Here is a 25,097-nt window from a genome sequence, read left to right on the forward strand (position 1 = left end):
TTTCGGGGTCGGCGGCGGGACGAGTCCGGGCCGCCTGCAATTGACAACGATTCTCATCGTAGCAGGCCCGCGGACGACGGCGGCCCCTCCCCCGCGGGCGGCGGGGAAGGGGCCGGGGCGCGCCGATCAGGCGGGGCGGAAGCGGCGCGGGGACTGCGTGACGTCGTTGATCTCGCCCACGAGCACCTCGAGGACGTCCTCGAGGAACAGGACGCCGGCGGTCTCCCCCTCGGGGGTGATGACGCGGGCCAGGTGCGAGCCCGTGCGCTGCATCAGCGCCAGGGCGTCCTCCACCTCGTCCTCGAGCCGCACGTTCGCCAGGGAGCGCACGCGCGTCAGCGGGATCGGCTCCTCGTGCCCGGACGGGCCCACCATGAGCACGTCCTTGAGGTGCAGGTAGCCGGTGTAACCGCCGTCGGGGTCCTCCACCACGAACCGGGAGTAGCCCACCCGGCCCACCGTCCACTCGAAGTCGTGCGGGGTGATGCCCTCGGGCACGGTCACCACCTTCTCGAGCGGCACCATCACGTCCCCGGCGGTGTGGTCGGAGAACTCCAGGGCCGAGTGCAGCACGCCGGACTCGTCCTCGAGGGTGCCCGAGCGGGTGGACTCGGCCACGATCGACTGGACCTCCTCGAGCGTGTAGGAGGAGGCGACCTCGTCCTTCGGCTCGATGCGGAAGGCGCGCAGCACCACGTTGGCAGCCCAGTTCAGGACCGTCACGATCGGGTGCAGCAGCTTGGAGAGCCATACGAGCGGGCGGGCCAGGATCATCACGGCGCGGTCCGCGAAGGACACCGCCGCGTTCTTGGGCACCATCTCGCCGAAGGTCACGTGCAGGAAGGTGACCACGAGCAGCGCCAGGACGAAGGCCGTGACGTCCGCGGCGGCGTCCGGGACCCCGAGCGCCGTCATCGGCCCCACCAGCAGGTGGTGCAGGGCGGGCTCGGAGACGTTGAGGATGAGCAGGGAGCAGACCGTGATGCCCAGCTGGCAGACCGCCAGCATCTGGGAGACGTGCTCCATCGCGTAGAGGGCCACCTGTGCGGGGCGGGAGCCCGCCTCGGCCTTGGGCTCGATCTGGGAGCGGCGCGCGCCCATGACGGCGAACTCGCCGGCCACGAAGAAGGCGTTGGCGACGAGCAGGACCACCAGCCACAGGATGCCGATCACGTCCTCGTTCATGCGCGGGCCTCCTTGTCCCCGGCGGCGGCCGGGTCGAAGCGCACGCGCTCCACCCGCCGGCCGTCCATCCGCTCCACGGACAGCGTGCCGCCGTCCACGCTCACTACGTCCCCGACCGCGGCCAGGCGGCCGAGGCGGGCCATGATGAATCCGCCGATCGTCTCGTAGGCGCCGTCCTCCGGCACCGACAGGGACGTGATCTGGGCCTGCGCCTCGTCCGGGCGCAGCTCGGCCGGGAAGTACCAGCGGCCCGCGGCCGTCTGGAGCACGCCCGGGGTGACCTTGTCGTGCTCGTCGGCGACCTCGCCGACGATCTCCTCCACCACGTCCTCGAGGGTGACCATGCCGGCGGTGCCGCCGTACTCGTCCACGACGACGGCCATCTGCAGGTTGGCGTCGCGCAGCTCGGCCAGCAGCTGGTCCAGGTGCACGGTCTCCGGGACGCGGATGACCTCCGTCATCAGGGAGCCGGCCTCGAGGTCCGCGCGGCGCTCGCGCGGCACGGCCACGACCTTCTTCACGTGCACGACGCCGCGGATGTCGTCCGAGGACTCGCCGATCACGGGGAAGCGGGAGAAGCCGGTGCGGCGGGCCAGGTCCACCACCTCCGGCAGGGGCTGGTCCTCGCCGACGGTCTCCACGCGGATGCGCGGGGTCATCACGTCGGCCGCGGTGCGGTCGGCGAAGCGCAGGGTGCGGTCCAGGAAGGTGGCGGTCTGCTCGTCCAGGGTGCCCAGCTGGGCGGAGCGGCGCACGAGGGAGGAGAGCTCCTCCGGGCTGCGGGCGCCGGAGATCTCCTCCTTGGCCTCGATGCCGAAGCGGGCCAGCACCCCGTTGGAGAAGCCGTTGAGCACGAGGATCGCGGGCTTGAACACGGTGCTGAAGAGCAGCTGCGGGCGGGCCAGCGCGCGGCCGATGGTCATCGGCTCGGCGATCGCCATGTTCTTGGGGATGAGCTCGCCGATCAGCATGGACAGCAGGGTGGCCACCACCATGGCGACCACGAGCGAGACCGTGCCCACGACGGACTCGGGCACGCCGACGTCGAGCAGCACCGGGTCGATCAGCCGGCTGATCGCCGGGTCCATGACATAGCCGGTGAGCAGGGTGGTCAGGGTGATGCCGAGCTGGCAGGCGGAGAGCTGGGTGGAGAGGGACTTGAGGCAGCGCAGCAGGGGCTCGGCGCCCTTGTCCCCCTCGTCCACCATGCGCTGCACGGTGGGGACGTCGATGGCGATCATGGAGAACTCGACGGCCACGAAGAAGCCGGTCCCCAGGACCAGGGCGAACCCCAGGATCAGCAGGAGCCACTCCATCCGCTCTCACCCCCTCCCGCGGCCTCGGCGGGGCGGTGCGCTGCACCGGGACTGGAGGGCTCCGATCCGGCCGCGTCCGCGGGCGCGGACGGGCGGTCTGGCACACAGGTGTCAGGGTGATCCATAGTGCCGCCAGTATAGGGGCGCGGACCCTCCCGACACCCCGCCGGGCGGGGTCCTGCGCGGCGGGGCGTCGGGCGGGGCGGGCGCTCACCAGGACGAGGCGACCGGGCGGCCCTCCTCGTAGCCGGCGGCGGACTGCACGCCGACCACGGCGCGCTCCCGGAACTGGGCGAGGTCCTGCGCGCCGGCGTAGGTCAGGGACGAGCGCACCCCGGAGGTGATCGTGTCGATCAGGTCCTCCACGGAGGGCCGGCGCGGGTCCACGTACATGCGGGAGGAGGAGATCCCCTCCTCGAACATCGCCTTGCGCGCCTTTGTGAAGGCGTCCTCGTGGCGGGTGCGGTGCTGCACCGCGCGGGCGGAGGCCATGCCGAAGCTCTCCTTGTAGCGGCGGCCGTCCGGGCCGTGCACGAGGTCGCCGGGCGACTCCAGGGTCCCGGCGAACCAGGAGCCGATCATCACCGAGCTCGCCCCCGCCGCGAGCGCCAGGGCGACGTCGCGCGGATGCTTCACGCCGCCGTCGGCCCACACACGCGCCCCGAGGTCGCGCGCCGCCGCCGAGCACTCCAGCACGGCGGAGAACTGCGGGCGGCCCACCGCGGTCTGCATGCGGGTGGTGCACATGGCGCCCGGGCCCACGCCCACCTTCACGATGTCCGCGCCCGCCTCGACCAGGTCCCGGACGCCGTCGGCGGAGACCACGTTGCCGGCGACGACGGGCACCGGCGCGTCCAGGGCGCGCACCGCCGCCAGGGCGTCGAGCATGGACTGCTGGTGCCCGTGCGCGGTGTCCACGACGAGCACGTCCACGCCCGCCTCCACGAGGGCGGCGGCCTTGTCCCCCACCGCCCCGTTCACGCCGAGGGCGGCGCCCACGCGCAGGCGGCCGGCGTCGTCGAGGCTCGGGGTGAACAGCGAGGAGCGCAGCAGCCCCGCCGCGGTGACGACGCCCCGCAGCGCGGGGGCGGCGGAGCCGGCTGCCGGCTCCACGACGGGCGCCATGTCCTGCCCGGCCGCGTTCAGGCGGTCGAAGGCCGCGCGCAGGGCCTGTCCCCCGTCCGCGCCGCCGGCCTCACCGAGCTCGGCCGGGGTGAGGGTGACGGAGGCCGGCTGCATCACGGAGGCGGCGGAGGCGAAGCGGTCCACGTCCTCGCAGTCCCGCGGCCGCACGACGCCGAGCAGGCCGCCGTCGGCGTCCACGACGCACACCGCGCCGTGGTTGCGCCGGTCCACCAGGTGCAGCAGGTCCAGGACCGTGTCCTGCGGGCCCACCGTGAGCGCGGTGTCCGCCACCGGGTGCGCGGCCTTCACGCGGCGCACCACCTCCGCGATCACCTCGACCGGGATGTCCTGCGGGAGGATGCCGAGTCCGCCGCGGCGGGCCATCGTCTCCACCATGCGCCGGCCGGTGACGGCGGTCATGTTGGCGGAGACCAGCGGGATGGTGGCGCCCGTGCCGTCGTCGGGCGCGATGTCCACGTCCAGGCGGCTCGTGACCTCCGAGTGGGAGGGCACCAGGAAGACGTCGTTGTAGGTGAGGTCGACCGTCGGGGAGGTGAGGAAGCGCATGGTGGCAGTCTCGCAGACCGTGCGGACGCGGCACAGGCGCTCCGACGCCCGGGGACCCCGTGCGAGACGGGGCGTCCGGCATCCCCACCGCGGGCCGCGAAGATCTATGATGTCCCGAGGCGTTCGCGGCCCCTCGCACCCCTGCGCGGTCGGCCCTGCGCAGCACACTGCATCCCAATGCTCAGGAAGAGGCGTTACACAGTGCCAGAACTCACGTCGGACCGGCTCGCACAGGAGTTCCCGGGGAACGAACGGCTCGTCGCCGAGATCTACCGGAAGTACCGCGCGGACTACGGTTCCGTGGACCGGCAGTGGGCGCAGATCTTCGCCCGCCTCGAGGCCAGCGCGCCCGCCCCCGCCGAGAAGGCCCCCGCCCAGGCCGCGGCGAAGGCCGCCCCGAAGGCGGAGCCCCAGGCCGAGGCCAAGGTCACCGAGCCGAAGGCCAAGCCTGCCCCCGCCCGCGGCGCCCAGCCCAAGGAGACCTCCACGAGCACGGGCCCGAAGGTCAAGAAGACCCCGGCCGTGCAGGCCGTCCCCTCCGAGCCGGCGGACCCCTCGAAGGACGCCGCCAAGGAGGAGAAGCAGGAGAAGGCCACCGTCCTCAAGGGCATGGCCAAGGCCGTGGCCACCAACATGGACGCCTCCCTGTCCATGCCCACGGCCACCACCGTGCGCGACGTGCCCGCCAAGGTCCTCATCGACAACCGCGTGGTCATCAACAGCCACCTGGCCCGCACCCGCGGCGGCAAGGTCTCCTTCACCCACCTCATCGGCTACGCCGTGGTGCGTGCCCTCGCCGCCATGCCGTCCATGAACGTGACCTACGAGGAGCGCGACGGCAAGCCCACCATGGTGGAGCCGGCTCACGTGAACTTCGGCCTGGCCATCGACCTGCCCCGCCCGGACGGCTCCCGCTCGCTCGTGGTGCCCAACGTCAAGGCCGCCGAGACCCTGGACTTCCGCGGCTTCTGGCAGGCCTACGACGACCTCGTCCAGCGCGCCCGCAAGAACAAGCTGACCATGGACGACTACGCCGGCACCACGGTCTCCCTGACCAACCCCGGCGGCATCGGCACCGTGCACTCCGTCCCCCGCCTGTCCAAGGGCCAGGCCGCCATCATCGGCGTCGGCGCGCTGACCTACCCGGCCGCCTTCCAGGGCGCCGCGGAGTCCACGCTGCACGACCTGGCGATCTCCAAGACCATCACCCTCACCTCCACGTACGACCACCGCGTGATCCAGGGCGCCGGCTCCGGCGAGTTCCTCAAGATCGTGCACGGCCTGCTGCTCGGCGAGGACGGCTTCTACGACGAGGTCTTCCACTCCCTGCGCATCCCCTACGAGCCCGTTCGCTGGGCCCAGGACCTCCAGGTGAATCCGGAGGAGCAGGTCGGCAAGGTCGCCCGCGTCCAGCAGCTCATCCACGCGTACCGGGACCGCGGCCACCTGATGGCCAACGTGGACCCGCTCGAGTACTCGATGCCGTACCACCCGGACCTCGACATCCGCGAGCACGGCCTCACCCTGTGGGACCTGGACCGCCAGTGGCCCACGGGCGGCTTCGGCGGCGCCTCCACGCTGACCCTGCGCAAGATCCTCGGCGTGCTGCGCGACGCGTACTGCCGCACCATCGGCGTTGAGTACATGCACATCCAGGACCCTGCCGAGCGCGCCTGGTTCCAGGAGAAGCTCGAGCAGCCCTACGCCAAGCCCACCCGCGAGGAGCAGCTGCGCATCCTGGGCCGCCTCAACGCCGCCGAGGCGTTCGAGACGTTCCTGCAGACCAAGTACATCGGCCAGAAGCGCTTCTCCCTCGAGGGCGGCGAGTCCCTGATCCCGCTGCTGGACGGCATCCTCGGCGACGCCGCGGACGCGGGCCTGGACGAGGTCGCCATCGGCATGGCCCACCGCGGCCGCCTCAACGTGCTCACGAACATCGCCGGCAAGACCTACGGCCAGGTGTTCCGCGAGTTCGAGGGCGCCACCCCCGGCGGCACCTCCGGCTCCGGCGACGTGAAGTACCACATGGGCACCGAGGGCACGTTCGTCTCGGACGCCGGCAACAGCACCCGCGTGTACCTCGCGGCCAACCCCTCGCACCTGGAGGCCGTGGACCCGGTCCTCGAGGGCGTGGTGCGCGCCAAGCAGGACCGCCTGGACCTGGGCGGCCAGCGCCCCGACTCCTTCTCGGTGCTGCCGATCCTCGTGCACGGCGACGCGGCCTTCGCCGGCCAGGGCGTCGTCACCGAGGTCCTGCAGCTCTCGCAGCTGCCGGGCTACCGCACGGGCGGCACCATCCACGTGATCGTGAACAACCAGGTGGGCTTCACCACTCCCCCCAAGCAGGCGCGCTCCGCCGTGTACTCCACGGACGTGGCCAAGACCATCCAGGCGCCGATCCTGCACGTGAACGGCGACGAGCCCGAGTCCGTGATGCACGTGGCCGAGCTCGCGTTCGAGTACCGGCAGCGGTTCAACAAGGACGTCGTAATCGACCTCGTCTGCTACCGCCGCCGCGGCCACAACGAGGGCGACGACCCCTCGATGACCCAGCCGCGCATGTACAACCTCATCGAGCAGAAGCGCTCCACCCGCAAGCTGTACGTCGAGTCCCTCGTGGGCCGCGGCGACATCACGCAGGAGGAGGCGGACACCGCGCTCAAGGACTACCAGCAGCAGCTCGAGCGCGTGTTCGCGGAGACCCACGAGGGCTCCGCATCCTCCGGCGGCGAGGGCATCCGCCCGGCCGAGGACCGCGACCAGGCCCCCGAGGCCCCCGAGACCACGGCGATCTCCGCCGAGACCCTGCGGGCCATCGGCCAGGCGCACATCGACGTCCCCGAGGGCTTCACCGTGCACCCCAAGCTCGCGGCCCTGCTCGAGCGGCGCGCCAAGATGGCCGTCGACGGCGGGATCGACTGGGGCTTCGCGGAGCTGGCGGCCTTCGGCTCCCTGCTCATGGAGGGCGTGCCGGTCCGCCTGGCGGGCCAGGACTCCCAGCGCGGCACCTTCACGCAGCGCCACTCGGTGTTCCACGACCGGATCACCGGCGACGAGTGGGCGCCGCTGAAGAACCTCTCCGAGGACCAGGCGAAGTTCTGGGTCTACAACTCGCTGCTGTCCGAGTACGCCGCCCTCGGCTTCGAGTACGGCTACTCCGTGGAGCGCTCCGACGCGCTCGTGCTGTGGGAGGCGCAGTTCGGCGACTTCATCAACGGAGCGCAGACGATCATCGACGAGTTCATCTCCTCCGCCGAGCAGAAGTGGGCGCAGACCTCCTCCGTGGTCCTGCTCCTGCCACACGGCTACGAGGGCCAGGGCCCGGACCACTCCTCCGCCCGCATCGAGCGCTTCCTGCAGATGTGCGCCGAGGACAACATGCGCGTGGTGAACCCCACCACGGGCGCCAACCACTTCCACCTGCTGCGCGAGCAGGCCTACGCCCGCCCGCGCCGCCCGCTCGTGGTGTTCACCCCGAAGCAGCTGCTGCGCCTGAAGGCCGCCGCGAACTCGGTGGAGGACTTCACCGAGGGCCGCTTCCAGCCGGTCATCCCGGACGCCGGGGTGGATCCGAAGAAGGTCACCCGCGTGCAGCTGGTCTCCGGCCGCCTGTACTACGACCTGCTCGCCCGCCGGAACAAGGACGGGGACGAGACCACCGCGATCGTCCGTGTGGAGCAGCTCTACCCGCTGCCCCTGGACGAGCTGCGCGCGGCCCTCGAGGCCTACCCGAAGGCGGAGGTCGTGTGGGTGCAGGACGAGCCCGCCAACCAGGGCCCGTGGCCGTTCATGGCGCTGAACCTGCTGCCGCAGCTCGACCGTGAGGTGCGCCTGGTGTCCCGCCCGGCGTCCGCGTCGACCTCGGCCGGCACCAAGGGCCGCCACGACCAGGAGCTCTCCACGCTGCTGGACGCCGGGTTCGCCCGCTGACCCGGACCGTCCCGGCGCCGCCGCCGCACCCTCGAGTGCGGCGGCGGCGCCGGGTCGGCCGACGAAAGGACACACCGTGAACGACCGCCGGATCCGGATCGCCGCCGTCGGCGACCACCTCCTGGCAGGTGCGGGCGACGCCCGCGCCATCGGCTGGTGGGGCCGCGTGCTGGCCCGCACCCAGGCCCCGGGCGTGGAGCTGGAGAACTACGTGCTGGCCGTGCCGCACGAGACCACCGAGGACCTCAACGAGCGCTGGTGGGGCGAGGCCTCCCGCCGCTACTCCGAGGACACCGAGAACCGCCTCGTGGTGGCCCTCTCGGATGCCGACCTGGACCTGGAGGCGTCCTCGACCGCGCGGTCGCGCCTGAACCTGGCCAACGTGCTGGACACCGCCTCCCAGCGCGGCATCCCCGTGCTGGTCGTGGGCCCCACGCCCACGCTGGACGAGGAGCGCAACGCCCGCCTGGCCGAGCTCAACGCCGCCTACCTGGACGTCGCGGACCGGCGCAGCCACGTGTACGTGGACACGTTCACCCCGCTGCAGGGCCACGAGCAGTGGCGCGCGGACCTGGCCGCCGGCGAGGGCCGTCCGGGCCAGGCCGGCCACGGGCTCATCGCCTGGCTCGTGCTGCACCGCGGCTGGTACCAGTGGCTGGGCCTGCCGGAGCCCACCGCCTGATGTGACAGAATGGTCCACTGACCGCTGACCGACTCGTCGAAGGGAGACGCCATGAGCAAGCGTGCACGCAAGCGTCGCGACCGCAAGAAGGGCGGTGCCAACCACGGCAAGCGTCCCAACGCCTGATCACTGATCGGCGCTGTGGACCGGCCGGGTGAGCACCCGCTGGACACGATGACGCAAGGGCCGTCCCCGAGGGGGACGGCCCTTGCGTTCGTCTGCGGTCGTTCCGCGGTCGCCCTGCCCCGCCCGGCCCCGTCCGCGGACGGCGCACGACGGCGGCGCCCCGGCGGGGGCGTCAGCGCCAGGTGACGCGCGTCGTCGAGATCTGGGTGATGCGGCTGAGGATGGTGGTGCGCAGCTGCTCGGGCGCCTTCTCCTGGCAGGAGCGGCGGACGGCGGTGCGGATGAACTGCTCGAGCTCCTGCTGGTGGCGGCAGTCCTCGCAGTCCTCCACGTGGGCGCGCACCTGGTCGAGCTCCTCGGGGGTCAGGGCGCCGTCGAGGTACTGGTACAGGCGCTCCAGGGTGTCGTCCTGGGCGTCGCGGCACTCACGGCCGTGCTGGTCCGCGGTCATCGCGTGGCCTCCTTCGTGCTCGTCTCGGTCTTCTTCGCGGCCCCGCGCCCGGTCTTCTTCGGCTGCGCCTTGATGCCGCGCTCGGCGGCGTAGTCGGCCAGGCGCTCGCGCAGCTGCTTGCGGCCGCGGTGCAGGCGGGACATGACGGTGCCGATCGGCACGTCGAGGATCTCGGCGATCTCCTTGTAGGCGAAGCCCTCCACGTCCGCGAAGTACACGGCCAGGCGGAACTCCTCGGGGATGGCCTGGAGGGCGTCCTTCACCTCGGAGTCCGGCAGGTGGTCCAGGGCCTCGGTCTCGGCGGAGCGCAGCCCGGAGGAGGTGTGCTCGGCCGCGCGGGCCATCTGCCAGTCCTCCACCTCGGGGCTGTCCGCCTCGAGGGGCTGGCGCTGCCGCTTGCGGTACAGGTTGATGTACGTGTTGGTGAGGATCCGGTAGAGCCACGCCTTGAGGTTCGTGCCCGGCCGGTACTGGTGGAACGAGGAGTACGCCTTGGTGTAGGCCTCCTGCACCAGGTCCTCGGCGTCCTGCGGGTTGCGCGTCATGCGCATGGCGGCGGAGTAGAGCTGGTCCACGAACTCGAGGGCGTCGCGCTCGAAGCGCGCGCGCCGCTGCTGCTCATCCTCGGCGGCGACGTCGATGTCCGCGCGGTCGTGCTCCGGGGCGTCGGCGGGCCGGGCGATCTCCGGCAGGCTGTTGTCAGTGCTCATCGCGCGCCAGTCTACGTCTCGGTCCGGGCGCGCCATCAGGGCGGTCCTCATGCGCGGCTCCTCTCCGACGGCGTCCTGCGGGGGCGGGTGCCCCGTGCCGGGCGGGCACGGGGTGCACCGGGGTCAGCGCCCGCCGACCGGGCGGTATTCCCCGCCGGCGCTCCGTCGCCGCGCCGTCATCGGCCCGTCGTCGTCCCGCCGGGCGCGTCCGCGCGCCCGATAGGCTGGGGACGTGACCCGCCCCACGCCTGCCCCCGAGGACCCGTCAGAGCACCCGTCCGAGCGTCCCGTCGAGCCCCTCGCCGGCGACGTCGTCGCCTGGCCCGCGCCCGCGGCGCGGGGTCCGGTGCGCGGCACGGTGCGGCTGCCGGGCTCGAAGTCGCTGACGAACCGCCACCTGGTGCTCGCGGCCGTGGCCGACGGCCCGGTGACGCTGCGCGGCGCGCTCGTCTCGCGGGACTCGGCGCTGATGCGCGCGGCCCTGGAGTCGCTCGGCGCCCGGTTCGAGGACCTGCCCGACGGCGGCCTGCGGGTGCACCCCCTCCCCCTCGGGAAGCCGCTGGAGGGAGAGGTCGAGGTGGACTGCGGCCTGGCCGGCACTGTCATGCGGTTCGTGCCCTTCGTGGCGGCGCTGCGCCCCGGCCGGGTGCGCTTCGACGGCGACGCCGGCGCGCGGGTCCGCCCGATGGCCCCGGTGATCGACGCCCTGCGCCGGCTGGGCGTGACCGTCCACGAGGAGGGCGAGCCGGGCCTGCTCCCCTTCACCGTCCACACCCCGCCGGACGCCGCCACCGTGGCCGGCGGGCCCCGGGCGTCCGAGGACGGGGCCGCCGGGGCGCACTCCCCCGCGGCGCCGGTCCCCGAGGCGGCCGTGGACGCCGGCGCCTCCTCCCAGTTCCTCTCCGGCGCGCTGCTGGCCGCCGCGGCGATGCCCCGCGGCCTGCGGCTGCGGCACACCGGGGCCACCGTGCCCAGCCCCGAGCACGTGGGCATGACCGTGGCCGTCCTGCGCTCGCTCGGCGTGCGGGTGGAGCAGCCCGACGCGACGTCCTGGACCGTGGCGCCGGGCGGGATCGCCGCGCACGAGGCCGCTATCGAGCCCGACCTGTCCAACGCCGGCCCGTTCCTGGCCGCGGCCGCCGTCACCGGCGGCTCCGTGACGGTCCCGGACTGGCCGACCCGGACCACGCAGATCGGGGACCGGTGGCGGCGGATCCTGCCGGCGTTCGGCGCGAGCGTGGCCCTGACCGTGGACCGCACGGACCGCTCCCGGGCCGCCCTCACCGTGACCGGCGGGACCCGCCCGGACGGGACCGCCCTCGTGACCGGCGCGCGCGACGTCGCGGACACGGCCGAGCTCGCCCCCACGGTGGCGGCGATCGCCCTCCTCGCGGAGGGGCCCACCCGCCTGACCGGCATCGGGCACCTGCGCGGGCACGAGACGGACCGGCTCGCCGCCCTCGCCGCCGAGTCCGCCCGCTTCGGCGTCGAGGTCGACGAGCAGACGGACGCCCTCGGCTTCCCCGGCACGGACGCCTCGGGGCCCCTGACGCCCGCCGTGGCGCAGACCTACCACGACCACCGGATGGCGACGTTCGCCGCCGTCGTCGGGCTGCGGGTGCCGGGCACCGCCGTGGTGGACGTGGCCACCACCGCCAAGACCATGCCGGACTTTCCGGCGATGTGGACGTCGCTGGTGGCCCCGGCCGCCGGCGCGGACGAGGCGGGGGCGCTCTGATGGGCCGACGCGTGGACCCCGGCGCGTGGGACGAGTCGGACGTGCGGGTGCGCCCGTCCAAGCGGGGCACCCGGCCCCGCACCAAGGAGCGCCCCAAGCACGAGGACGCCGTCGTGGGCATGGTGACCACCGTGGACCGCGGCCGGTACACCGTGGTGCTGCCGGAGCGGCTGGACGAGCGGATCACCGCCATGCGGGCCCGCGAGCTGCGCCGCACGCCGATCGCCACGGGCGACCGCGTGGCCGTGGTGGGCGACCTCTCCGGCGACGAGGGCACCCTGGCGCGCGTGGTCCGCGTGGAGGAGCGCTCCACGGTGCTGCGCCGCTCGGCCGACGACTCGGACGAGGTGGAGCGCGTGGTGGTGGCCAACGCGGACCTGCTGGTCATCATGGTGGCCGCCGCCAACCCGGAGCCCCGCACCGGCTTCATCGACCGCGCCCTGGTGGCCTGCTACGACGCCGGCATCCACCCGGTGCTGCTCATCACCAAGACCGACCTGCGCGACCCCGCCGCCCTCGTGGCGCACTACGAGTCGCTCGACCTGGAGGTGATGACCTCCGGGGCCGCCGTGTTCGAGGCCGAGACCGGGGACACCGCCCTGGACGGGGCGCTCGTGGCCCGGGTGGCCGAGCGCCTCCAGGGGCACACGAGCGCGTTCGTCGGCCCGTCCGGCGTGGGCAAGTCCACCCTGCTCAACGCCCTCACCGGCGCCGAGCGGGCCACGGGGCACGTCAACGCCGTCACCGGCCGCGGCCGGCACACCTCCTCCTCGGCGCTCGCCCTGCCGCTCACGGACGACGACGGCGCCCCAATGGCGGACACGTGGGTGGTGGACACCCCCGGCATCCGCTCGTTCGGGCTCGGCTGGGTGGAGCCGGACCGGGTGGTGGAGGCCTTCGACGACCTCGCCGGCGGCCTCGCCGACTGCCCGCGCGGCTGCGCCCACACGGCCGACTCCCCCGGCTGCGGCCTGGACGGCTGGGTGGCCGCCGGCCACGCGGGGCCCTCCGGGGCCGCCCGCCTGGCCTCGCTGCGGCGCCTGCTGGGCAACCGGCTGGGCCCGGCCGGCGCGGAGGATTCCGCGTCGTCCGAGGACTGAGCCGGGCGCGCGGTATAGCGTGGGCGCCATGGAGCGACCTGAGAACCCTGCGAACCGCGGCCGCGACCTCACCGAGGACCTGCGGCTGGCCCACATGCTGGCGGACAACGTGGACTCGATCACGATGTCCCGGTTCAAGGCCCAGGACCTGGAGGTCAGCACCAAGCCGGACCTGACCCCCGTCACGGACGCGGACCGCGCCGCCGAGGAGTCCATCCGCTCCACCCTCTCCCGGGCCCGGGCGCGGGACGGGATCGTGGGCGAGGAGTTCGGCGGCTCCCTCAGCCGCTCCGGGCGCCAGTGGGTCGTGGACCCCATCGACGGCACCAAGAACTTCGTGCGCGGCGTGCCCGTATGGGCCACGCTCATCGCGCTGCTCGTGGACGGCGAGCCCGTGGTGGGCGTCGTCTCCGCCCCCGCGCTGCACCGCCGCTGGTGGGCCGCCGCGGGCCAGGGCGCCTTCGCCGGCACCTCGCTCACCCGCGCCCAGCGGATCTCCGTCTCCGGAGTGGACGACGTGGCCGACGCCTCCCTGTCCTTCTCCTCGATCGAGGCCTGGCGCGAGCGCGGCGCGATCCGCGAGTTCCTGCAGCTCACCTCGGACGTGTGGCGGGTGCGCGGCTTCGGCGACTTCTGGTCCTACATGCTCGTCGCCGAGGGCGCCGTGGACATCGCCGCCGAGCCCGAGCTGGAGCTGCACGACATGGCCGCGCTCGTGCCGATCGTGCGCGAGGCCGGCGGCCGCTTCACCTCGCTCGACGGCGAGGACGGCCCGTTCGGCGGCCACGCCCTGGCCACCAACGGCCTGCTGCACGAGGACGTCCTCGCGCGGCTGCGCCCGTCCGGCGGCGGCGAGGACTGATGCGCGCGCCGGGCGTGCGCGGCGTCGTCGCCCTCGGCGGTGCCGCCGGCGTGGTGGCCGGCAGCACGGCGATGGAGCTGGTCGGCGTCGGCGGCCTCCTGGCCCTGGCGGGGCGGGACGGCGGGGTCGGGCTGGGCCCCGTGGCCGCGCTCGCCTTCGCCGCGCTCCCCCTGGCCGTGGTGAACGTGCTCGGCTCCTTCCTGCTCGGCCTGCTCCTGGCCCGCTCCCGGCACGCCGGGCTGGACCGGCGGCCGGCGCTCGTGGCCGGCCTGGGCACCGGCTTCCTGGGCTCCTTCACCACCATCGCGACGGCGGCGGCCGTGTTCCTCCTGACGCCCCTGGAGGCCGGCTGGTCCGCGATCGCCGCGGCCTCCGGGGTGGGCGGGTTCCTGTCCGCGACGGCCGGCCTGCTCCTGCCGCCCCTGGCACTGCTGGCGCTCCTGGCCGCGCTCTCGACGGCGGCCGCGGTCCTGGGCCTGCGGCTCGGCGGCGCGCCCGCCCGCGGCGCGGACGCCGAGGCCCGGGTCGACGGGGTCGCGGCCGACGGCACGGCGGCGGACGGGGTGCCGGCATGAGCCCGGCGCTGATGGGGGCGTCCCCGTGGGAGTGGGTCCTCGGCCTCGCCGTGCTGGCCGCCGGCGGCGCCCTGGGCGCCCTGCTGCGCCTGACGCTGCAGGAGCACCTGCCCCGCCGGGGCGTGCTCGCGGCGAACACCCTTGCCGCCGGCGTGCTCGGCTTCAGCCTCGCCCTGGCCCTGCCGTCCCTGGTCTACGCGAGCGGCCTCGCCGGGGACCCGCTCGGCGCCGCGGGCCTGCTCGTGGAGAGCCTGACCGCCGGGTTCTGCCTGGCGCTGGGGACGTGGTCCACGGTGGCCGGGCAGGCGGCGGACGCGGTCCTGGCCGGCCGCTGGGGCGCGGCGGGCCGGATCTGGGCCGCGCACCTCGGGCTCGGCCTGCTCGCCGCCACGGCGGGATGGGGCCTGGGGCTCGGCGCCCGCCTGCTGCTGGCCTGACGCCCCCGGGCACGACGAAGGCCCCGGGACGTGACGTCCCGGGGCCTTCGCAGGTGGTGAGTGGAGCCGGCGGGAATTGAACCCGCGTCCGATGAGGTGTTGCCAGGTCTTCTCCGGGCGCAGTCTGCTACGGGTGTTGCTCGGCCCTGTCCGTCCCGCAGACGGGCGGACAACCCGGGCCCAGTCGGATTGATGTCGGCATCACGACCCCCGACAAGGGTGATGCCCAGTGGCTATCTAGATGACGCCAGGGTCCGGGACGACAGCATTCCCGGGCTGACGGACTCGATCACTGATCAGGCAGCGAGAGCGAAGTCAGTGCGCTTGGATTCGGCACTTATTGGTTTGCAGAGAGCGTTTGACGAGATGACTCTGCATCCTCGGCCCGCTTCTCCCGACGCGACACACACCGTCGAAACCGATCGGCCCCTAGGGGCGACTCCTCTATGAGGTTGTCAATCACCACTGCAGGCGAGGGGCGCGCGGCCCGCCGGTCCTGAAACCGGCCCTGCGAGAGATACAACGTAGCACACCCGGTCCGCATTCCCCACGGGTGGCGAGGGGCCCCGGAGGCCCTGCTCCGGGGCGGGCGCGGGCCTCAGGCGACGCCGGCGCGGCGGTTGCGGATCCGCATGGCGCGCTGGGCCTCGCGGTTGTCCTGCTGCTCGCGCAGCTTGTGGCGCTTGTCGTACTCGCGGTTGCCGCGGGCGACGCCGATCTCCACCTTCACGCGCCCGTTCAGGAAGTACAGGGACAGCGGGACGATGGTCAGGCCCGGGTCCTGGATCTGGCGGGAGATCTTGGTGAGCTCGGCGCGGTGCAGCAGCAGCTTGCGCCGCCGGCGGGCGGCGTGGTTGGTCCAGGAGCCGTTGAGGTACTCCGGGATGTACACCTGCTCGAGCCACAGCTCGTCCCGGTAGAACACGGCGAACCCGTCCACCAGGGAGGCCTTGCCCTCGCGCAGGGACTTCACCTCGGTGCCCGTCAGCACGAGGCCGGCCTCGTAGACGTCGAGGATCGTGTAGTCGTGCCGGGCCTTCTTGTTGTTGGCGATCACCTGGCGCTCACCCGGGGCCGGCTGCTTGGCGGCCTTGCCCTTGCTGTTCTTGCCCATGGTCTCGCTCCTCTCATGCCACGGCAGACGGCCGCGCCCGGAATCGGGCGCGGCCGTCCACTCTACCGGGTCAGTCCAGCTCGGCGCCGGTGAGGGCGCGGACCTGCTCCTCGGAGACGCCGGGGGCGGTCTCCACGAGCCGCAGGCGCGGCTGCTCGGGGGTGCCGACGACGTCGATCACGGCCAGGTCCGTGATGATGCGGTCCACCACGGCGCGGCCGGTCAGCGGCAGCGTGCACTGGTCCACGATCTTGGGGGTGCCGTCCTTGGAGATGTGGTCCATCATCACGATCACGCGGCCGGCGCCGTGCACGAGGTCCATGGCGCCGCCCATGCCCTTGACCATCTTGCCGGGCACCATCCAGTTGGCGAGGTCGCCGGCGGAAGAGACCTCCATGCCGCCCAGGACGGCGACGTCGATCTTGCCGCCGCGGATCATGCCGAAGCTCAGCGCGGAGTCGAAGAAGGACGCCCCGGGGTTCACGGTGACGGTCTCCTTGCCCGCGTTGATCAGGTCCGGGTCCACCTCGTCCTCGGCGGGGTACGGCCCGGTGCCGAGGATGCCGTTCTCGGACTGCAGCACCACGCTGCGCCCGGCCGGGATGTGGTTGGGGATCAGGGTGGGCATGCCGATGCCGAGGTTGACGTAGGCGCCGTCCGGCAGCTCCTGGGCCGCGCGGGCGGCCATCTGGTCCCGGCTCAGGCCCTCGGGCCGCTCGGTGCTCTGCTCGCTCATCAGGACTCCTCCCCCGCCGCGCGGACGGTGCGCTTCTCGATCCGCTTCTCGATGTCCGTGCCGACCTCCACGATCCGGTGGACGAACACGCCGGGCAGGTGCACCTCGTCCGGGTCGATCTCCCCGGGCTCGACGAGCTCCTCCACCTGGGCGATGCACACCCGCCCGGCCATGGCCGCGGGCGGGCCGAACTGGCGGGTGGCCTTGCGGAACACGAGGTTGCCGTGCCGGTCGCCCTTCCACGCGTGCACCAGGGAGAAGTCCGTGACGATGGACTGCTCGAGCACGTAGGTCTGCTCCTCGGCGGGGTCCTGGCTCACGTAGCCCTCGCCGAGCACGAACGTGTCCGTGGGCTTGGCCGCGGAGGACTTCACCACGTTGCCCTCGGCGTCGTAGCGCATGGGCAGGCCGCCCTCGGCCACCTGGGTCCCGACGCCGGAGCGCGTGTAGAACGCGGGGATGCCGGCGCCGCCGGCGCGCAGCTTCTCCGCGAGGGTGCCCTGCGGGACGAGCTCCACCTCGAGCTCGCCCTCGAGGTACTGGCGGGCGAACTCCTTGTTCTCCCCCACGTAGGAGGAGGTCATCTTGCGGATGCGGCCGGCCCCGAGCAGGATGCCCAGGCCCCAGCCGTCCACGCCGCAGTTGTTGGAGACCACGGACAGGTCCGCGGCGCCCTGCTCGAGGAGGGCCTCGATGAGCTGGATGGGGTTGCCGGAGAGGCCGAACCCGCCGACGGCCAGGGACGCGCCGTCCGGCACGTCCGCCACCGCCTCGGCCGGGGTGGCCACGGTCTTGTCGAGCGCCATCGCTGGGGCTCCCTTCGTCTCGGTGGTGTCAGGTTCTCTCGCCGGCCCGGGGCGGGCCGGCGGGGTGCTCAGGTGGCGGCCCAGCCGCCGTCGAGGGAGTAGGACGAGCCGGTGGCCACGGCCGCCGCGTCGGAGGCGAGCCACACCGCGAGCGTGGCCACCTCCTCGGGCTCGGCCAGGCGCTTGACGGCCGAGTGGGCCAGGAACACCTGGTCCAGGACCTCCTCCTCCGAGATCCCCCGGCTGGCGGCCTGGTCCGCCACCTGCTCGTCCACGAGCGGGGTGCGCACGTAGCCGGGGTTGATGCAGTTGGCGGTGACGCCGTGGGGCCCGCCCTCGAGGGCCGTCACCTTGGTCAGCCCCTGGAGGCCGTGCTTGGCGGCCACGTAGGCGCTCTTGAACGGGGAGGCCACGAGTCCGTGCGCCGAGGAGAGGTTGATGATCCGGCCGAAGCCGCGCTCGTACATGCCCGGCAGCACGGCGCGGGTGAGCAGGAACGGGGCCTCGAGCATGAGGCGGTGGATCAGGCGCCAGTCCTCCGGGACGAACTCCTCCACGGGGTTGATGCGCTGGATGCCGGCGTTGTTCACGAGGATGTCCGTGTCCAGGGACAGGTCTTCGAGCGCGGCCACGTCGGAGAGGTCGGCGGCCCAGACGTCGCCGCCGACCTCCTCGGCCACGGCGCGCGCGGCGGCCTCGTCGCGATCGGCCACGGTGACCGTGGCCCCCGCCCCCGCGAACGCGCGGGCGATCGCGGCGCCGATGCCGGAGGCGCCGCCGGTGACGACGGCGCGGCGGCCGGCCAGGCTGAGGGTCGTTCCTGCCATGGTGCTGTGCTCCTCGTCAGGGGTGGGGTCGGGGGTCGAAGGCGGAGGGTCCGCCGGCGCCCCGCGGGGGCGGGACGCCGGGAGAACGTCAGCGGAAGAGGATCAGGGCCTCGCCCTGGCCGCCGCCGCCGCACAGGGAGACGGCCGCGCGGCCGCCGTCGCGGCGGTCCAGCTCGAGGGCCGCGTGCAGGGCCAGGCGGGCGCCCGAGGCGCCGATCGGGTGGCCCAGGGCGATGGCGCCGCCGTGGACGTTGGTCTTCTCCAGCGGGTAGTCGAGGTCGCGCAGGGACTGCACGGCCACGGCGCCGAAGGCCTCGTTGATCTCGATGAAGTCGAGGTCGGCCACCTCCCAGCCCTGCTTGGCCACGGCCGCCTTGATGGCGTCCGAAGGCTGGGAGTGCAGCTGGGAGCTGTCCGGGCCGGCGGTCTGGCCGGGGGCGCCCACGGCCGCCAGGATCGTCAGCCCCATCTCCTCGGCGTACGCGCGGGAGGTCACCACGAGCGCGGCCGCGCCGTCGGAGAGCGGGGAGGAGTTGCCGGCGGTGATGGTGCCGTCCTTCGCGAACGCCGGGCGCAGGCCGCCGAGGGACTCCGCGGTGGTGTCCGGGCGGACGCCCTCGTCCTGGGAGACGACCAGCGGCTCGCCCTTGCGCTGCGGGATCTCGACCGGGGCGATCTCGCCGTCGAACACGCCCTCGGCCTGGGCCTGGGCGGCCCGCTGGTGCGAGGACGCCGCCACCTCGTCCTGCTCCTCGCGGGAGATGGTGCGCTCCCCGTTGCCGGACTCGGTCAGCTCGCCCATGGCCTCGTGGCTCAGGGAGTCGGTCAGGCCGTCCCAGGCCACGGAGTCCAGGAGGGTGGAGGGGCCGTACTTGAAACCCTTGCGGGCCCCGGGCAGCAGGTGCGGCGCGTTGGTCATGGACTCCTGGCCGCCGGCCACCACCACGGAGGCCTCCCCCAGGCGGATGAGCCGTGCGGCGTCGATCACGGCGGTGAGGCCGGAGAGGCACACCTTGTTGATCGTCATGGCCGGCACGCTCCACGGGATGCCCGCGGCGAGGGCGGACTGGCGGGCCGGGTTCTGCCCGGCGCCGGCCTGGACCACCTGGCCCATGTAGACCATGTCCACGTGCTCGCCGGCCACGCCCGCGCGCTCGAGGGCGTGGCGGATGGCGTGCGCGCCCAGGTCCACGGCGCTGCGGTCCGCCTGCTGCGAGAGCAGGCGGGTGAACGGTGTGCGGGCGCCGCCCACGATCACGGCGTCGGTGGGCTGGGGCTGGGGCAGCTGCGCGGTCATGGGGTCCTCCTGGGATCCGGGATTCGGTTCATGGCGATTCACTCAGTCGAAGTCTATGGTCCGGGTCACACCCGGGGCCACCAGCCCCGGGCGCGACCCGCACCGGTCAGGCCAAGCCCATCAGGGACACGGCCGCGACCAGGGCGGCCACCACGAGCACCGGGATCGCCAGGGTCACGGCGAACACGTCCTTGTAGGACTGGCGGTGCGTGAGGCCGCAGACGATCAGCAGGGTCACGACGGCGCCGGAGTGCGGCAGCGTGTCGATGCCGCCGGCGGCCATCGCGGTGAGGCGGTGCATGATCTCCAGGCTCGTGCCCTCGGCCTCGGCCATCTGGCGCAGCTGCGGGCCGAGCGCGTTCAGGGCGATGGTCATGCCGCCCGAGGACGAGCCCGTGATGCCGGCCGTGGCCGAGGTGGCGATCACCGACGTCGTGAGCGCGTTCGTGCCCAGGTTCATGACGCCGTCGCGGATCACCGCGAACGCGGCCACCGAGGCGACGACGGCGCCGTAGCCGACCTCTGAGCCCACCGAGAAGATCGGCAGCATGGACTGGCGGGTGCCCTCGTACATGGCCTTCTTGAGGTCCTCGAAGCGCTTGAGGTGCAGCGCGATGATCAGCAGGATCGCCACGGTGATGGCGGTGGTCACGGCCCAGATGCCGGCGCGCGAGGAGTACGCGATGCCGCCGTAGGTCTCCTGCTGCAGGAAGGACCAGTCCATCGCCGGGAAGATCACGAGCGTGCAGAGGAAGTTCACGCCGATCACGGTGAGCAGCGGCAGGAAGGGCAGCACGCGGCCGGTCGGCTGCATGCGCGCCTCCACGCCGATGCCGCCGCCGGCGGAGGCGTGCCCGGCCGGGGTGTCGTTGCGGGCGTCCGAGAAGGACTCCCCCGCCGCCACGAGGCGACGGCGCCGCGTCTCGAGCCAGGCCATGCCGAGGCCGAAGATCATCAGGGCGCCGACCGTGCCGACCACCGGCGCCGCGTACGGGCCGGTGTCGAAGAACTGACCGGGGATGATGTTCTGCACCTGCGGCGAGCCCGGCAGGGCGGTCATGGTGAACGTGAAGATGCCCAGGGCGATGGTGCCGGGGATCAGGCGGCGCGGGATGTCGCCCACGCGGAACAGCTCACGGGCGATCGGGTAGATCACGAACGCCACCACGAACAGGCTGATGCCGCCGTAGGTCATGAGGGCGGACGTGATCACCGTGGCCGCCATGGCGGAGCGGGTGCCGATCCAGCCGGTGACGGTGCGGGCGATCGACTCGGCGAAGCCCGTGACGGTCATGAGCAGGCCGAAGATCGCGCCGGTCAGGAACAGCGGGAAGTAGCTGCCCACATAGTTCGCCATGGCCGGCATGAACACCTCGGTGTACGCCGGGAGGATGGGCGCGCCCGAGAACAGCAGGGCGACCACGGAGGCGATCGGGGCCGCGAGGATGACGGGCATGCCGCGGTAGGCGAGCGTGATGAGGGTGACCAGGGACAGGATGATGCCCAGGATTCCGAGGAGCATGGGGGTCCTTCGGGACGGGGGCCCGGGGGCGGGCCCGCGGACGGCGGGATGACGCTCCCGTCACGACGCCGCGCGCCGCCTCGGGAGGCCTCCAGCCTGGCCCACCGCCTGTGGCGGGCGCCACAGTGGGAACGTCAATCCGGGCGGTCCCCCGTTGTGGGATCCCACAACGGACGGGCGGCGAGCACCCACCGCAGCTCCACGATCGTGTCCGCCGCGTGCGGGTCGTGGCCCGTCAGGTCCCGGTAGCGCCGCAGCCGGTGGCGCAGCGTGTTCTCGTGCACCGGGATGGACGCGGCCGCCGCCGAGGCGGAGAGCCCGTGGTCCAGGTAGGCCTGGAGCGCCTCCAGGATCGGGGCGGCGAAGTCCCCGGCCTCGCGCAGCGGCTCCAGGTGCCGGGCCACCAGCAGGTCCGTGGTCTGCGGGCTCTCGGTGACGGCCGCCCGCCAGCCCAGGCGCTCCCGGTCCACGACGCCGGTCAGGCCGGTGGCCTCGGCGGCCTCCAGCACCTGGCCGGCGGCAAGGAACGAGTCCGTCAGGGCCTCCAGCGGCGCGGGCTCCCCCAGCGCGAGCACGGTGACGTGCCCGGATAGGCACGCCTCGCCGCGGGTGGCCGCCGGGCCGGGCCAGGACGCGGCGGGGCCGATCTCGGGGACCGCCAGGCCCACCACGTCGTGGCCGCGCGGGGCGGTGAGCAGGCGCAGGCCCCGCTCCCGGGACCACGCGTGCAGCGCGCGCTCCGCGGCGGCCGGGGCGCCGTCGTCGTGGGGGCGGCGGGTGCGGGCGCGCAGGGCGCGGGCCCGGACGTCCGTGGGCAGTCCGTGGGCGTCGGCCCCGCGCAGCAGGGCGGCGGGGTCCATGCGGTTGGTCAGCACGTCCCGCACCCAGGCCGAGCGGCGGGCGGCGTCGTCGGCGGCCCGGGCGACGTCGAGCTCGTGGTGCGCCACGAGCACGCGCGTGGAGAACGCGTCGCCGAGGGCGGTGATGCGGGCGACCACGTCCAGGATCTCGGCGGGGCTGAGCCCGTCCGCGGGCGCATCGTGCACGGCGCGGTCCAGGATCAGGGACATGCACAGGCGGAAGCCCGTGAGCACGGTGCCCACCGGCACGCCCTGTCCCATGCGCTCGGCCACCAGCTCCTCGGCCTCCGGCATGGGGGCCGACGGGTCGTTCTGGTCCTCGAGCAGCCAGCGGCGGGACAGCGCCACGTTGCGGGTCACGGCAGCCGCGAGCGCATCGTCCGGGACGGGCTCGTAGCCGGGCAGGCGCTCGCGCAGGGTGCGCAGCGTCTCCTCGATCAGGGACGCGTCCGCGGTGATGCGGTCCAGGACCCGCTCGATGGGCGTCGCGGCGTCCGGGCCGCGGCCGGCTGCGGGCGCGGGCCGTCGTCGGGACGTCCGGGGGTCGGGCCGGAGCCTCAGAGGCCCCGGCCGGTCGGCGAGACGAGGATCTTCACGGCCGTCTCGTTGTGGTGGATGAGGGTCTCGAAGCCCTGGTCGAGCAGGTCGTCGAGGCCGATCTTGCCGGTGATGAACGGCGCGAGGTCCACGGCGCCGTCCTCGACCATGCGGATGGTGTCCGCGTGGTCGTTCGCGTACGCGATCGTGCCGCGCAGGTCGATCTCCTTGAGCACCAGCTTGTGCAGGGCCACGGCGGGCTCGTGACCCCAGATGGACTCGTTGACGATGACGCCGCCGGGACGCACCGCGTCCAGCAGCATGTCCAGCACCACGTCCACCGAGGTGCACTCGAAGCCCACGTCCGCGCCCTGGCCGTCGTGCAGTTCGCGGATCTTGGCGGGCACGTCCACCTCGCGCGGGTCGAAGGCCTCGTCCACCACGCCGGCCTCGAGCACCTTCTGCCGGCGCAGCTCCGAGAGCTCGGAGACGTACACCGTCAGGCCCTTGCCCTTGAGCACGGCCGCGGTGAGCGCGCCGATGGGGCCGGCGCCGCCGATCACGGCCACGCCCGACGTCGGAGAGCCGGCCCGCACCCACGCGTGGTGGGCCACGGAGAGCGGCTCGATGAGCGCGGCCTGGTCGAGAGGCACGGAGTCGGCCACGGGGTGGACCCAGCGGCGCCGCACCGCGATCTGCTCGGCCAGGCCGCCGCCGTCGCCGCCCAGGCCGATGAAGTTCATGTCCGGCGCGAGGTTGTAGTCCGGTCGGTCCTGGTCCTCCTCGCGCACGATGTACGGCTCCACGACGACCTTCTGGCCGACCTCGAGGTCCGTGACGCCCTCGCCCAGGGCGGCGACGGTGCCGGACATCTCGTGGCCGAGCGTGACGGGGGCGGCGTCGCCGGAAATCGGATGCGGGTGTCCGGCCGGCGGGATGAAGATCGGCCCCTCGAGGTACTCGTGCAGGTCCGTGCCGCAGATGCCGCACCATGCGACGTCCACGAGGACCTGTCCCGGACCGGCCGTGGGCGAGGCGATCTCCTCGATGCGGATGTCCTTCTTGCCGTGCCAACGTGCGGCGCGCATGGTCATGCTGGTCGACCTCCTGGGTGGGGACGGAATCAGGTGCCGGGCCGATGCGCGGGGGCGCCCGCCCCGGTGCTTCTAGCATCCCACCGGGCCGGTCTCCCAGGCCAGGCCCGAGGCCCCTGCGGGGGCCTGAACGACGACGCCGGCCCGCGCCTCGCTGCGGAGGTGCGGGCCGGCGTCGTGGTGGCCCAGGCGACGGGGTCGCGCGGCGGCGCTCAGTCCTCCTGGGCGGCCTTGGCCTGCTCGGCGCGCCAGCGGATGCCGGCGTCCACGAAGGCGTCGATGGCGCCGTCGAACACGGAGGACGGGTTGCCCTCCTCGTGGCCCGTGCGCAGGTCCTTGACCATCTGGTACGGGTTCAGCACGTAGGAGCGCATCTGGTCGCCCCAGGAGGCCTTGACGTCGCCGGCCATCTCCTTCTTCTTCGCGTCCTCCTCGGCCTTGCGCTGCAGCAGCAGGCGGGACTGGAGCACGCGCAGGGCGGCGGCGCGGTTCTGGATCTGGGACTTCTCGTTCTGCATGGACACCACGATCCCGGTGGGGATGTGCGTCATGCGCACGGCGGAGTCCGTGGTGTTCACGGACTGGCCGCCGGGGCCCGAGGAGCGGAACACGTCCACCTTGATCTCGGACTCGGGGATCTCGATGGAGTCGTCCGACTCGATGAGCGGGACCACCTCGACGGCGGCGAAGGAGGTCTGACGGCGGCCCTGGTTGTCGAAGGGGCTGATGCGCACGAGGCGGTGGGTGCCGGCCTCCACGGAGAGGGTGCCGAAGGCGAAGGGCGCGTTGACCTCGAAGGTCACGGACTTCAGGCCGGCCTCCTCCGCGTAGGAGGTGTCCATGACCTTGGTGGACCAGCCGCGCTGCTCGGCCCAGCGCAGGTACATGCGCATGAGGGTCTCGGCGAAGTCGGCGGCGTCCACGCCGCCGGCGCCGGCGCGGATGGTGACGACGGCGTCACGCGGGTCGTACTCGCCGCTGAGGAGGGTGACGACCTCGAGCTCCTCGAGGGACTTGCGGATGGAGGACAGCTCATCGTTCGCGTCGTCCAGCAGGGAGGGCTCGTCCTCCTCGGCCGCGAGCTCGACCATGGTCTCCAGGTCCTCGATGCGGCTCTCGAGCGAGGTGATGCGCTTGAGGTCCGCCTGGCGGTGGGAGAGCTTGGAGGTGACCTTCTGGGCCTCCTCGGGATCGTCCCAGAGGTCCGGGGCGGAGGCCTGCTGCTCCAGCTCGGCGATGTCCGCCTTGATGCGGTCGATATCCGAGACCTGCTCGATGGACGCCAGGGTGTGGCGCAGGGAGTCGATCTCTGCGGAGAAGTCAGTGTCAGCCATGGTGGGGCCAGCCTACCGCCTGCCCTCCCCGCCCCCGTTGCCCCGTTGCCGCCAGGGCCCCCGTTGCCGCCGGCGCCCCCGTTCCCACCAGGGCCGGCAGACTCGCCGCGACGTCGCCAGGGTGGCGGCGTGTCTGCCGGCCTCCGCGACGGCTGGGGCCGGGAAT

Annotated in this window: 22 protein-coding genes and 1 other RNA gene; 8 read left to right on the forward strand and 15 right to left on the reverse strand. The window is 73.3% G+C overall.

Features of this window, described 5'->3' with window-relative positions; genetic code table 11:
• Positions 1-126 precede the first annotated feature (126 nt).
• From HDA33_RS05470 to guaB1, 3 genes are all read right to left on the reverse strand, one after another.
• Positions 127-1,185, reverse strand: coding sequence for a hemolysin family protein (locus HDA33_RS05470; protein WP_184171673.1), 1,059 nt, complete (start codon positions 1,183-1,185; stop codon positions 127-129).
• The gene (locus HDA33_RS05475; RefSeq protein ID WP_184171676.1) at positions 1,182-2,501 is read right to left on the reverse strand and encodes a hemolysin family protein; all 1,320 of its coding nucleotides are present in this window, start codon (positions 2,499-2,501) and stop codon (positions 1,182-1,184) included. Before HDA33_RS05475 ends, HDA33_RS05470 begins: the two co-directional genes overlap by 4 nt.
• Before the next feature lie 210 nt (positions 2,502-2,711).
• Positions 2,712-4,193 (reverse strand): GMP reductase, encoded by a 1,482-nt coding sequence (gene guaB1 / locus HDA33_RS05480; protein WP_184171678.1) that lies wholly within the window; start codon positions 4,191-4,193, stop codon positions 2,712-2,714.
• Positions 4,194-4,394: 201 nt separating this feature from the next.
• Here guaB1 and HDA33_RS05485 point away from each other — a divergent pair, with 201 nt between their 5' ends.
• The 3 genes from HDA33_RS05485 (at position 4,395) to HDA33_RS13070 (ending at position 8,931) form a co-directional block, all read left to right on the forward strand.
• Positions 4,395-8,123 carry a multifunctional oxoglutarate decarboxylase/oxoglutarate dehydrogenase thiamine pyrophosphate-binding subunit/dihydrolipoyllysine-residue succinyltransferase subunit gene (locus HDA33_RS05485; RefSeq protein WP_184171680.1) on the forward strand — a complete coding sequence of 1,243 codons (3,729 nt, stop codon included), beginning with the start codon at positions 4,395-4,397 and terminating at the stop codon, positions 8,121-8,123.
• Between the two features lie 76 nt (positions 8,124-8,199).
• The gene (locus HDA33_RS05490) at positions 8,200-8,805 is read left to right on the forward strand and encodes a GDSL-type esterase/lipase family protein (RefSeq protein WP_017488543.1); all 606 of its coding nucleotides are present in this window, start codon (positions 8,200-8,202) and stop codon (positions 8,803-8,805) included.
• Between the two features lie 51 nt (positions 8,806-8,856).
• Positions 8,857-8,931 carry a 50S ribosomal protein bL37 gene (locus tag HDA33_RS13070; protein ID WP_096498094.1) on the forward strand — a complete coding sequence of 25 codons (75 nt, stop codon included), beginning with the start codon at positions 8,857-8,859 and terminating at the stop codon, positions 8,929-8,931.
• A gap of 172 nt (positions 8,932-9,103) precedes the next feature.
• On the opposite strand, the gene rsrA is transcribed toward HDA33_RS13070, so the two are convergent.
• Together rsrA and HDA33_RS05500 are read right to left on the reverse strand one after the other, a co-directional pair.
• On the reverse strand, positions 9,104-9,382 hold the full coding sequence (gene rsrA, locus HDA33_RS05495) for a mycothiol system anti-sigma-R factor (protein ID WP_184171682.1): 279 nt from the start codon (positions 9,380-9,382) through the stop codon (positions 9,104-9,106).
• On the reverse strand, positions 9,379-10,092 hold the full coding sequence (locus tag HDA33_RS05500) for a sigma-70 family RNA polymerase sigma factor (RefSeq protein WP_184171684.1): 714 nt from the start codon (positions 10,090-10,092) through the stop codon (positions 9,379-9,381). Before HDA33_RS05500 ends, rsrA begins: the two co-directional genes overlap by 4 nt.
• Positions 10,093-10,324: 232 nt before the next feature.
• On the opposite strand from HDA33_RS05500, the gene HDA33_RS05505 reads away from it, so the two are divergent.
• Genes HDA33_RS05505 through HDA33_RS05525 form a run of 5 tightly spaced genes read left to right on the forward strand, consistent with a single transcriptional unit; the run spans position 10,325 to position 14,804 of the window.
• Positions 10,325-11,830, forward strand: coding sequence for a 3-phosphoshikimate 1-carboxyvinyltransferase (locus HDA33_RS05505; RefSeq protein WP_184171686.1), 1,506 nt, complete (start codon positions 10,325-10,327; stop codon positions 11,828-11,830).
• Entirely contained in the window at positions 11,830-12,930 is a 1,101-nt protein-coding gene (rsgA, locus tag HDA33_RS05510; RefSeq protein WP_184171688.1) for a ribosome small subunit-dependent GTPase A, read from the forward strand. The genes HDA33_RS05505 and rsgA overlap by 1 nt, the downstream gene beginning before the upstream one ends.
• 28 nt (positions 12,931-12,958) lie before the next feature.
• Positions 12,959-13,792, forward strand: coding sequence for a histidinol-phosphatase (gene hisN / locus HDA33_RS05515; protein WP_184171690.1), 834 nt, complete (start codon positions 12,959-12,961; stop codon positions 13,790-13,792).
• Positions 13,792-14,367: a CrcB family protein gene (locus HDA33_RS12665; RefSeq protein WP_246416883.1), complete on the forward strand. Its 576-nt coding sequence runs from the start codon at positions 13,792-13,794 to the stop codon at positions 14,365-14,367. The genes hisN and HDA33_RS12665 overlap by 1 nt, the downstream gene beginning before the upstream one ends.
• Positions 14,364-14,804 (forward strand): CrcB family protein, encoded by a 441-nt coding sequence (locus tag HDA33_RS05525; protein ID WP_184171692.1) that lies wholly within the window; start codon positions 14,364-14,366, stop codon positions 14,802-14,804. Before HDA33_RS12665 ends, HDA33_RS05525 begins: the two co-directional genes overlap by 4 nt.
• A 58-nt stretch (positions 14,805-14,862) precedes the next feature.
• On the opposite strand, the gene ssrA is transcribed toward HDA33_RS05525, so the two are convergent.
• From ssrA to prfB, 10 genes are all read right to left on the reverse strand, one after another.
• Positions 14,863-15,234: a transfer-messenger RNA gene (gene ssrA / locus HDA33_RS05530) on the reverse strand.
• A gap of 168 nt (positions 15,235-15,402) precedes the next feature.
• Positions 15,403-15,918 (reverse strand): SsrA-binding protein SmpB, encoded by a 516-nt coding sequence (gene smpB / locus HDA33_RS05535; protein ID WP_017488648.1) that lies wholly within the window; start codon positions 15,916-15,918, stop codon positions 15,403-15,405.
• Between the two features lie 70 nt (positions 15,919-15,988).
• Positions 15,989-16,654 carry a CoA transferase subunit B gene (locus HDA33_RS05540; protein ID WP_184171694.1) on the reverse strand — a complete coding sequence of 222 codons (666 nt, stop codon included), beginning with the start codon at positions 16,652-16,654 and terminating at the stop codon, positions 15,989-15,991.
• Positions 16,654-17,460: a CoA transferase subunit A gene (locus tag HDA33_RS05545; RefSeq protein WP_017488650.1), complete on the reverse strand. Its 807-nt coding sequence runs from the start codon at positions 17,458-17,460 to the stop codon at positions 16,654-16,656. The genes HDA33_RS05540 and HDA33_RS05545 overlap by 1 nt, the downstream gene beginning before the upstream one ends.
• Positions 17,461-17,528: 68 nt before the next feature.
• Positions 17,529-18,287 carry a 3-hydroxybutyrate dehydrogenase gene (locus tag HDA33_RS05550; protein WP_184171696.1) on the reverse strand — a complete coding sequence of 253 codons (759 nt, stop codon included), beginning with the start codon at positions 18,285-18,287 and terminating at the stop codon, positions 17,529-17,531.
• Between the two features lie 88 nt (positions 18,288-18,375).
• A complete protein-coding gene (locus tag HDA33_RS05555) occupies positions 18,376-19,584 on the reverse strand; it encodes an acetyl-CoA C-acetyltransferase (RefSeq protein ID WP_184171698.1) in 1,209 nt (402 codons plus the stop codon).
• 106 nt (positions 19,585-19,690) lie between these two features.
• A complete protein-coding gene (locus tag HDA33_RS05560; RefSeq protein ID WP_184171700.1) occupies positions 19,691-21,106 on the reverse strand; it encodes a GntP family permease in 1,416 nt (471 codons plus the stop codon).
• Positions 21,107-21,240: 134 nt separating this feature from the next.
• Positions 21,241-22,527, reverse strand: coding sequence for a helix-turn-helix domain-containing protein (locus HDA33_RS05565; protein WP_476703397.1), 1,287 nt, complete (start codon positions 22,525-22,527; stop codon positions 21,241-21,243).
• A complete protein-coding gene (locus HDA33_RS05570) occupies positions 22,524-23,591 on the reverse strand; it encodes a 2,3-butanediol dehydrogenase (RefSeq protein WP_026106837.1) in 1,068 nt (355 codons plus the stop codon). The genes HDA33_RS05565 and HDA33_RS05570 overlap by 4 nt, the downstream gene beginning before the upstream one ends.
• 218 nt (positions 23,592-23,809) lie before the next feature.
• Positions 23,810-24,931 carry a peptide chain release factor 2 gene (gene prfB, locus HDA33_RS05575; protein ID WP_184171704.1) on the reverse strand — a complete coding sequence of 374 codons (1,122 nt, stop codon included), beginning with the start codon at positions 24,929-24,931 and terminating at the stop codon, positions 23,810-23,812.
• Positions 24,932-25,097: the final 166 nt, after the last annotated feature.

The organism is Micrococcus endophyticus, assembly GCF_014205115.1.
Taxonomy (GTDB): Bacteria; Actinomycetota; Actinomycetes; order Actinomycetales; family Micrococcaceae; genus Micrococcus; species Micrococcus endophyticus.